Raw genomic sequence first — 6,549 nt, 5'->3', positions numbered from 1 at the left:
GCTTTAATCAAGTCAGGTTGAGATTATGTCTTGCAACCCCGTCATAAGTTCATTTGTTTGCCCACTGAGTTCTAGCGGGGTTCCAAGCCATAATCTTTTTTGGGACGAAAGATGTGCGGAATGTGGGTTAAGTATTACGGGACAAGGAGAAGTTTTACTCAATGGGTTAGGAGGGCTTTATCCGGTTACTATTGATGGGGAATATCTTGTCAATTTGGCTTATTTAGTGGCCTTTGAAAATAGTCTTAAATATGAAATTACTCAGTTATCAAAAAAAGCCATAGGCTCATGGTTTAAAAAACAACCTTTATTCATGAAATTTACGGGACAAGGAAAATTATACTGTCAAACCCATCATGCTAAAACCTGGGGGCATTTAATCGCTTCTAGATTAAAGTCAAAGTTATAAATCAGGTAATAAGGGTCAGTAAGCTTAGAAAATTATCTAGTAATATCTTGATTAAATCATTAATATGGTGGAGTCTCAAGGGATTAATTATCAAATTGAACATACCCCAGAAGCAGCCGTTTTGATTCTAAATTTAAAGCCAGAACAAACAATTTTTATCAGAACAGCAACCCTAGCAGCGAGAGATGTCTCAATTCAAATTGGCAAGATTATTCCCACTGATGATTTAAGAATGACTGAAGGATTTTCCAGTCACTCTTATTTAAGCATTAATGAGGTTCAAGCCGTTAAAATTCCAGGAAGTCTTTATCTTTGTCCTGATATTTTAGGGGACATTAAATATTATCAAATCACCCCAGAAAGAGGCATAATTATTCAGATTTTTTCTTTTCTTGCCTGTGGAAATAATGTCCAGTTAAGACTCTTAGCCTCTTCGATGATTAAACAGTTTAGTCAACGGGATTCCTTCTTTTTTCATCTGGTAGGAATAGGAGAGTTATGGGCAAGTTTTTACGGCAATATTCAAGAGATTTTAGTTGAAGATAATTATCTCATTCAAGTTAGTTATTTAGTGGCTTTTGAAGATACCTTAAGCTATGAAATAAAAAGCCTAAAAGGATTAGATTCTCAAGGACTGCACTCAGGCAACTTAGGCAATTATAATATGTTCTTTCATTTTCAAGGACGGGGAAAGTTATGGATACAATCTCGTTATCGCTATGCTTTTCTGGATTTTTTTGCTCCTTTTATTCATTAAAACTTTCTTTGGGATCTGGTAGCTGCCCGTAATGTCAAGACTTGATGACATTATGATCCCCAAAAGGTCGTAAATTCGTACATCCCCCAAAATTCACTTAATTTACCCCTTGACCATTCCTAGTTATCTTTTGTTACATAAAGTTAAGCAAACAATCCTTGATCCCAAACTCATTGAGTTAATCATGAACCTCATGATACTCATGACCATTTGCCAGGAGCTATTGGCCGTAAAAACTAATCGGAGAGTGATCTCATGGCACAAGAAGGCATACCTTTAGAGGAGATGACCCTGCGACAGCTACGAAAAGTAGCCAGTGAATATAACATCTCCCGTTATAGTCGGATGCGTAAAGCGCAACTACTCAGTGCAATAAAACAAGCCATAAACGAACAAACCCCTTTTAATCAGCCCACCGTTCAAACCGAACAAATTTCCCATAGTCAACCTAGCATTCAAGAGGAGCAACAAGTGGAAGCATCCAAATTTGAAGTTGGACAAGAAGACAACATCATAGAGAGTTTAGCCGATGTTGATGACGGCCTCGGTGAGCTTCCCGATGGTTACGGAGAAAGCCGCATCGTCCTTTTGCCCCGTGACCCCCAATGGGCCTATGCTTACTGGGATGTTTCTAACGAAGCCAAGGAATCATTACGTCGTCAAGGAGGACAACAACTCGCTTTACGGGTTTATGATGTCAGTGATATTGACCTCAACTATCAAAGTCCCCACAGTGTTCAAGAATACCTCTGTGATGAAATGGCCCGGGAATGGTACTTACCCGTCCCTGTGAGCGATCGTGACTATGTTATCGATATTGGCTATCGTACCTTTGATGGTCGTTGGTTAATTCTGGGCCGTTCCGCCCCTGTCCATGTTCCTCCTGTTTATCCCTCTGACTGGGTAGAAGACATCTTCGTCACTGTTAACTGGGAAGAAGACTTACAAGGTAAGACAGTTTACAAACTGGTTCCCCCCACTCATCGTCAAGGGGCAGTGGCTGGTGTTGACAGTCCTATTTATGATGAGATTTATGGCATGGCCCAAGGCGCAGAAGGGCAACGGATTTCCGGTTCTCTCTTTGGTTCCATGCAGCACGTAGCTGCTTCCGTGGTAAGTTCTTACGTTCATCAAGAAGTTCTCAGTTCCTACGTCTTCCCCTCTGGGGTAGGTATGTGGGCAGTTCCCACCGTGTCCGGTTTAAATATGTCCGGCGTTGGCTTTGCCTCAGAAGCTCCCGTACGTCCTCGCAAGTTCTGGTTAGTGGCCGACGCTGAATTAATCGTCTATGGTGCTACTGAACCAGATGCGACTGTGACCATTGGTGGCCGTCCTATCAAACTCAACCCCGATGGAACTTTCCGCTTCCAGATGTCCTTCCAAGATGGCTTAATTGATTATCCCATTGTGGCAGTTGCTGCTGATGGCGAACAAAACCGTTCTATCCACATGAAGTTTGAACGGGAAACTCCTTCTCGTCATACAAATACCAAGGAAGAAGCGGTTTTAGAATGGCTGAGCTAGTCTAACCTTTGTTCAAACCTTACTAACCTTCAAACCCCTGAAACTATTTCATCAGGGGTTTATTTTTTGATAGATAATTCCCTCACTCTAAAGCCTGGGATTATACAAACGAAGCCCGCGAAGACGGGCTTTGATATTATAGCTGAACTCTTTAGGGTGTCAGCTTCAGGTAGTTAAGCAGCAATCGCATCTTCATAGGGAATAAATAACTTTTTAGACGCGCCACAAATGGGACAATACCAATCATCAGGAATGGCTTCAAAGGGAGTTCCTGCTGCAATAGCTAATTCTAAACAACGAGAAGCAATGGCTTTTTTATCTTCTTCTGTTAGGCTAGAAAGGTCATCAATCACCAATTCAGGATGTAATAAACGAAAATGAGCAAACGCGTGTTCTGTTTCTTGATTGGCGGTTTCTTTAAACAGTTTTGATAATTCTTTCATTCCTAACTGTTTTGTGACTTCGGCAAAAAAAAGATATTTGCGGTTTGCCATTGATTCCCCACCAAAAGCTGCCTCAAGATTTTTGGCTGTATTAGCATTGGACATATCCATAAGTGTTTTATCCTTCCTGGGATTATTGATACTCTACAGGATAATTTAAGGACAATTTTGTTGCCATTAAAATGAGTTAAATCTTGAAGGGGTTTAACATTGGTAAAAGCTGAAATCTTGTTGTAGGGGTCAACAGCCGTTGACCCCTACTTTGGCTTGACTTTGTGTTAAAGTTTTTTTGTTATGATCAATTTAGGGTTTCTGGATCAAGAACAATGTTATTAAAACTTTTAGAAAAATTAGGACGCAAACGCATTATTTATGACCGAGATGGTATTAATCCTTATTTAGAGCGTTATTATCTGCTTTTCCCGGATAAACTTCTAGAAGAAGATACAGCACGAAATCTTCCCTTTAATGTCATGTTACATTATATATGTTTGAGTGATCCTGATGACTTACATGATCATCCTTGGTGGTATGGAACGTTAATTTTAAAAGGGGGTTATTGGGAAATTACCCCAGAAGGAAAATTTTGGCGTGGCCCCGGCCATTTTCGTATTCGTTCCCCTCAGTCTTTACATCGTATCGAAATTCCTGAAACTTCTCAAGGGTCTTGGAGTCTATTTTTTAGAGGGACAAAAGTAAAAGATTGGGGCTTTATGCAACAAGGAAAATGGCTTTATCATAAACAATATTTAAACCAACGAAAAAATGCAAACTCTCATCAATTAAATGGTTAAATCCAGATGAATATGTTATTGCTCAAAACCCAATTAAATCATTTATCATAAATGTTAATTAAGCTAAAAAGGAGATGAAATTATGGCGGTTGATTATGATATTATTGTTATCGGTGGTGGGTCTGGGGGGTTAGTTGTTGCTAGTGCAGCAGCCCAACTTAAAGCTAAAGTTGTTCTGGTGGAAAAAGAACGTTTAGGGGGCGATTGTTTGTGGTATGGCTGTGTACCGAGTAAGTCTTTAATTCATGCCGCTAGAGTGGCTTATGAAGTTAAAAATAGTGAACGATTTGGGGTTTATTCTCATTCACCTACTATCAATTTTTCCCAATCAATGGAATACGTTCAAAAGGTAATTAGTGCCATTGAACCTCATGATTCTCCTCAAAGATTTGAAGGTTTAGGGGTTGAGGTTATTTTTGGATCGGGACAATTTATTAATCAGGATATATTTGAAGTCAATGGACGAAAATTAACGGCCCGTGCGTTTGTAATTGCTACAGGTTCTCGTCCTGCTATTCCACCAATTCCTGGGTTAAAAGAAGCAGGATTTTTAACCAATGAACAGGTCTTTTCTTTAACAAAAAGTCCTGAGTCTTTAGGCATTATTGGGGCTGGCCCCATTGGCTGTGAATTAGGTCAATCTTTTCATCGTTTAGGGGTAAAAGTAACTTTGATTAATAGCAGATCTCATCTCTTACCAAAAGAAGATCCTGAAGCGGCTGATGTGATAGAAAAACAGTTTATTAAAGAAGAAATTAATATTATTAAAAATGCCAGGGCTGACAAAGTTGAAGTAATTGATGGCAAAAAACATTTATGGGCAGCAAATAAAAAAATTATCGTTGATGAAATATTGGTTTCTGCAGGTCGTTCTCCTAATGTAGAATCTCTGAACTTAGAAGTGGCAGGGGTTGAATACGATAAAAAAGGGATTAAAATTAATGAAAAACTGCAAACAACTAATAGAAAGATTTATGCTTGTGGTGATGTTATCGGGGGTTATCAATTTACCCACGTTGCTGCCCATGAAGCGGTAACAGTGATTACAAATGCCCTATTCTTTCCCATTAATAAAGTTAACTATCAGGTAATTCCTTGGGCAACTTTTACCGATCCTGAATTAGCAAGACTGGGGTTAACAGAAGCCCAAGCTAAGGAAAAATATGGAGATGATGTTTATAGTTTAAAACAAGAATTTGCTGATGTTGATCGCGCTCAGGCAGAAGGAGCAACCCTCGGATTTGGTAAAATTATTGTACGGGGTAATGGGACAATTTTAGGGGCCCATTTAGTGGGAAAATCCGCAGGAGAATTAATTCATGAAATTGTTCTTGCTATGGCCAATAATCTCAACGTCTCTGCTTTATCAGGTATTCATATTTATCCCACATTATCAGAAGTCAATAGTAAGGCTGCTTTATTACTCAAAAAACAAAAATTTGCTAAAAATGAAGGGTTAAAGGGACTTTTGTCTAAGTTTTTTGGTATTAGGCGATCGCTCGGTTAATCTCAGGGTTAATAATTTGCTTTTAATCCTTAAAGATTAGATTTTTTTTGCTACAATAATAACTATATTTTTAGAATTTGAATTCAATATGAATCACCTGAATTTTCTAGGTCAGAGTTCTGCAATTTGTTTAGGAATTTACAGCATTTTTAGTATCCCCTTTATTACCCCAGTCATGGCACAAGAACAAATATTACGAACCTTAACTGTCACGGGAGAAGGTATTGAAAGAATTTCAACTACCCTCACTGAAATTAGCTTAGGGGTAGAAATTTCAGGAAAAACGGCGACGGAGGTACAGGAAAATGTGGCGCAACGGACATCGGCAGTCGTTAGCTTCTTAAAATCTCGTCAAGTAGAACATTTAGAAACCACAGGAATTGGCCTTCAACCTAACTATCAATATGATAATAATCAAAGACGTTTAGTAGGTTATATTGGCACAAATACAGTAAGTTTTCGCCTCAAAACTGAAGCAGTCGGTGGTTTGTTAGATGAAGCGGTTAAAGCTGGAGCTACCCGAATAGATAATGTTAGTTTTACGGCAACAGAAACAGCTATTTCACAAGCACAAAAAAAAGCCTTACAGTCAGCAACCCTAGATGCACAACAACAGGCAAAAGCTGTATTAGATACGTTGAATTTTCAGTCTCAAGAAATTATTAATATTGCCATTAATGGCGCAAATGTTCCTAAACCTCAGTTAATTCAAGCAGCAGAAACCTTTAAAACAACAGCCAATGCTCCCCCAATCACCCCTGTTATTGGGGGAGAACAAACAGTGAGAGCCTCTGTTACTTTGCAAATTCGGTATTAATGACATAACCAAGCAGACAATCATTGATCATAACTGCTGTATTGATTGATACAAAAAATATGATGAATTGTAAATTTTTTTGCTGGCAGATATATCAAATCTTTCCTAACTTTAACGAAAGGTTAAGAGTTCTGATTTTGAAGATAAAAAGCATGAATACGGGGTGGGATCAGTTATAAAGCGCAGCTATCGCTTTTTCTAGTCCTAACTTTACAAATTATGAACAAAGAGGATAAATTAGTTTATTTGTTTATAATATAAATGATAGCCAGGATATTTCAATCGGCCTTGGTTAGCG

General features: G+C 38.6%; 7 protein-coding genes. 6 read left to right on the top strand and 1 reads right to left on the bottom strand.

Annotated features, from left to right (window positions below):
- Positions 1 to 25: 25 nt before the first annotated feature.
- The 3 genes from VB715_RS17250 (at position 26) to VB715_RS17240 (ending at position 2,690) form a co-directional block, all read left to right on the top strand.
- A complete protein-coding gene (locus VB715_RS17250; protein WP_323302452.1) occupies positions 26 to 409 on the top strand; it encodes an AIM24 family protein in 384 nt (127 codons plus the stop codon).
- Between the two features lie 64 nt (positions 410 to 473).
- Positions 474 to 1,166 (top strand): TIGR00266 family protein, encoded by a 693-nt coding sequence (locus VB715_RS17245; RefSeq protein ID WP_323302451.1) that lies wholly within the window; start codon positions 474 to 476, stop codon positions 1,164 to 1,166.
- 255 nt (positions 1,167 to 1,421) lie between these two features.
- On the top strand, positions 1,422 to 2,690 hold the full coding sequence (locus VB715_RS17240; protein ID WP_323302450.1) for a DUF4912 domain-containing protein: 1,269 nt from the start codon (positions 1,422 to 1,424) through the stop codon (positions 2,688 to 2,690).
- Between the two features lie 173 nt (positions 2,691 to 2,863).
- On the opposite strand, the gene VB715_RS17235 is transcribed toward VB715_RS17240, so the two are convergent.
- The gene (locus tag VB715_RS17235; RefSeq protein ID WP_323302449.1) at positions 2,864 to 3,244 is read right to left on the bottom strand and encodes a ferritin family protein; all 381 of its coding nucleotides are present in this window, start codon (positions 3,242 to 3,244) and stop codon (positions 2,864 to 2,866) included.
- Positions 3,245 to 3,459: 215 nt separating this feature from the next.
- Here VB715_RS17235 and VB715_RS17230 point away from each other — a divergent pair, with 215 nt between their 5' ends.
- The 3 genes from VB715_RS17230 (at position 3,460) to VB715_RS17220 (ending at position 6,251) form a co-directional block, all read left to right on the top strand.
- Positions 3,460 to 3,927 carry a hypothetical protein gene (locus VB715_RS17230; protein WP_323302448.1) on the top strand — a complete coding sequence of 156 codons (468 nt, stop codon included), beginning with the start codon at positions 3,460 to 3,462 and terminating at the stop codon, positions 3,925 to 3,927.
- Between the two features lie 82 nt (positions 3,928 to 4,009).
- Complete coding sequence (locus VB715_RS17225; RefSeq protein ID WP_323302447.1) at positions 4,010 to 5,434, top strand: dihydrolipoyl dehydrogenase family protein; 1,425 nt, start codon at positions 4,010 to 4,012, stop codon at positions 5,432 to 5,434.
- Positions 5,435 to 5,522: 88 nt separating this feature from the next.
- Positions 5,523 to 6,251, top strand: coding sequence for an SIMPL domain-containing protein (locus VB715_RS17220; protein WP_323302446.1), 729 nt, complete (start codon positions 5,523 to 5,525; stop codon positions 6,249 to 6,251).
- Positions 6,252 to 6,549: the final 298 nt, after the last annotated feature.

It is taken from the genome of Crocosphaera sp. UHCC 0190 (assembly GCF_034932065.1).
Taxonomy (GTDB): Bacteria; Cyanobacteriota; Cyanobacteriia; order Cyanobacteriales; family Microcystaceae; genus UHCC-0190.
Note: the sequence above shows the minus strand (reverse complement) of the source record. Positions and strands in the feature narration are given on the sequence as shown.

Coding starts and splice junctions, on each gene's coding strand:
- VB715_RS17250 (WP_323302452.1), top strand. CDS start 26: ATGTCTTGCAACCCCGTCATAAGTTCATTTGTTTGCCCACTGAGTTCT.
- VB715_RS17230 (WP_323302448.1), top strand. CDS start 3,460: ATGTTATTAAAACTTTTAGAAAAATTAGGACGCAAACGCATTATTTAT.
- VB715_RS17225 (WP_323302447.1), top strand. CDS start 4,010: ATGGCGGTTGATTATGATATTATTGTTATCGGTGGTGGGTCTGGGGGG.
- VB715_RS17240 (WP_323302450.1), top strand. CDS start 1,422: ATGGCACAAGAAGGCATACCTTTAGAGGAGATGACCCTGCGACAGCTA.
- VB715_RS17235 (WP_323302449.1), bottom strand. CDS start 3,244: ATGGATATGTCCAATGCTAATACAGCCAAAAATCTTGAGGCAGCTTTT.
- VB715_RS17245 (WP_323302451.1), top strand. CDS start 474: ATGGTGGAGTCTCAAGGGATTAATTATCAAATTGAACATACCCCAGAA.
- VB715_RS17220 (WP_323302446.1), top strand. CDS start 5,523: ATGAATCACCTGAATTTTCTAGGTCAGAGTTCTGCAATTTGTTTAGGA.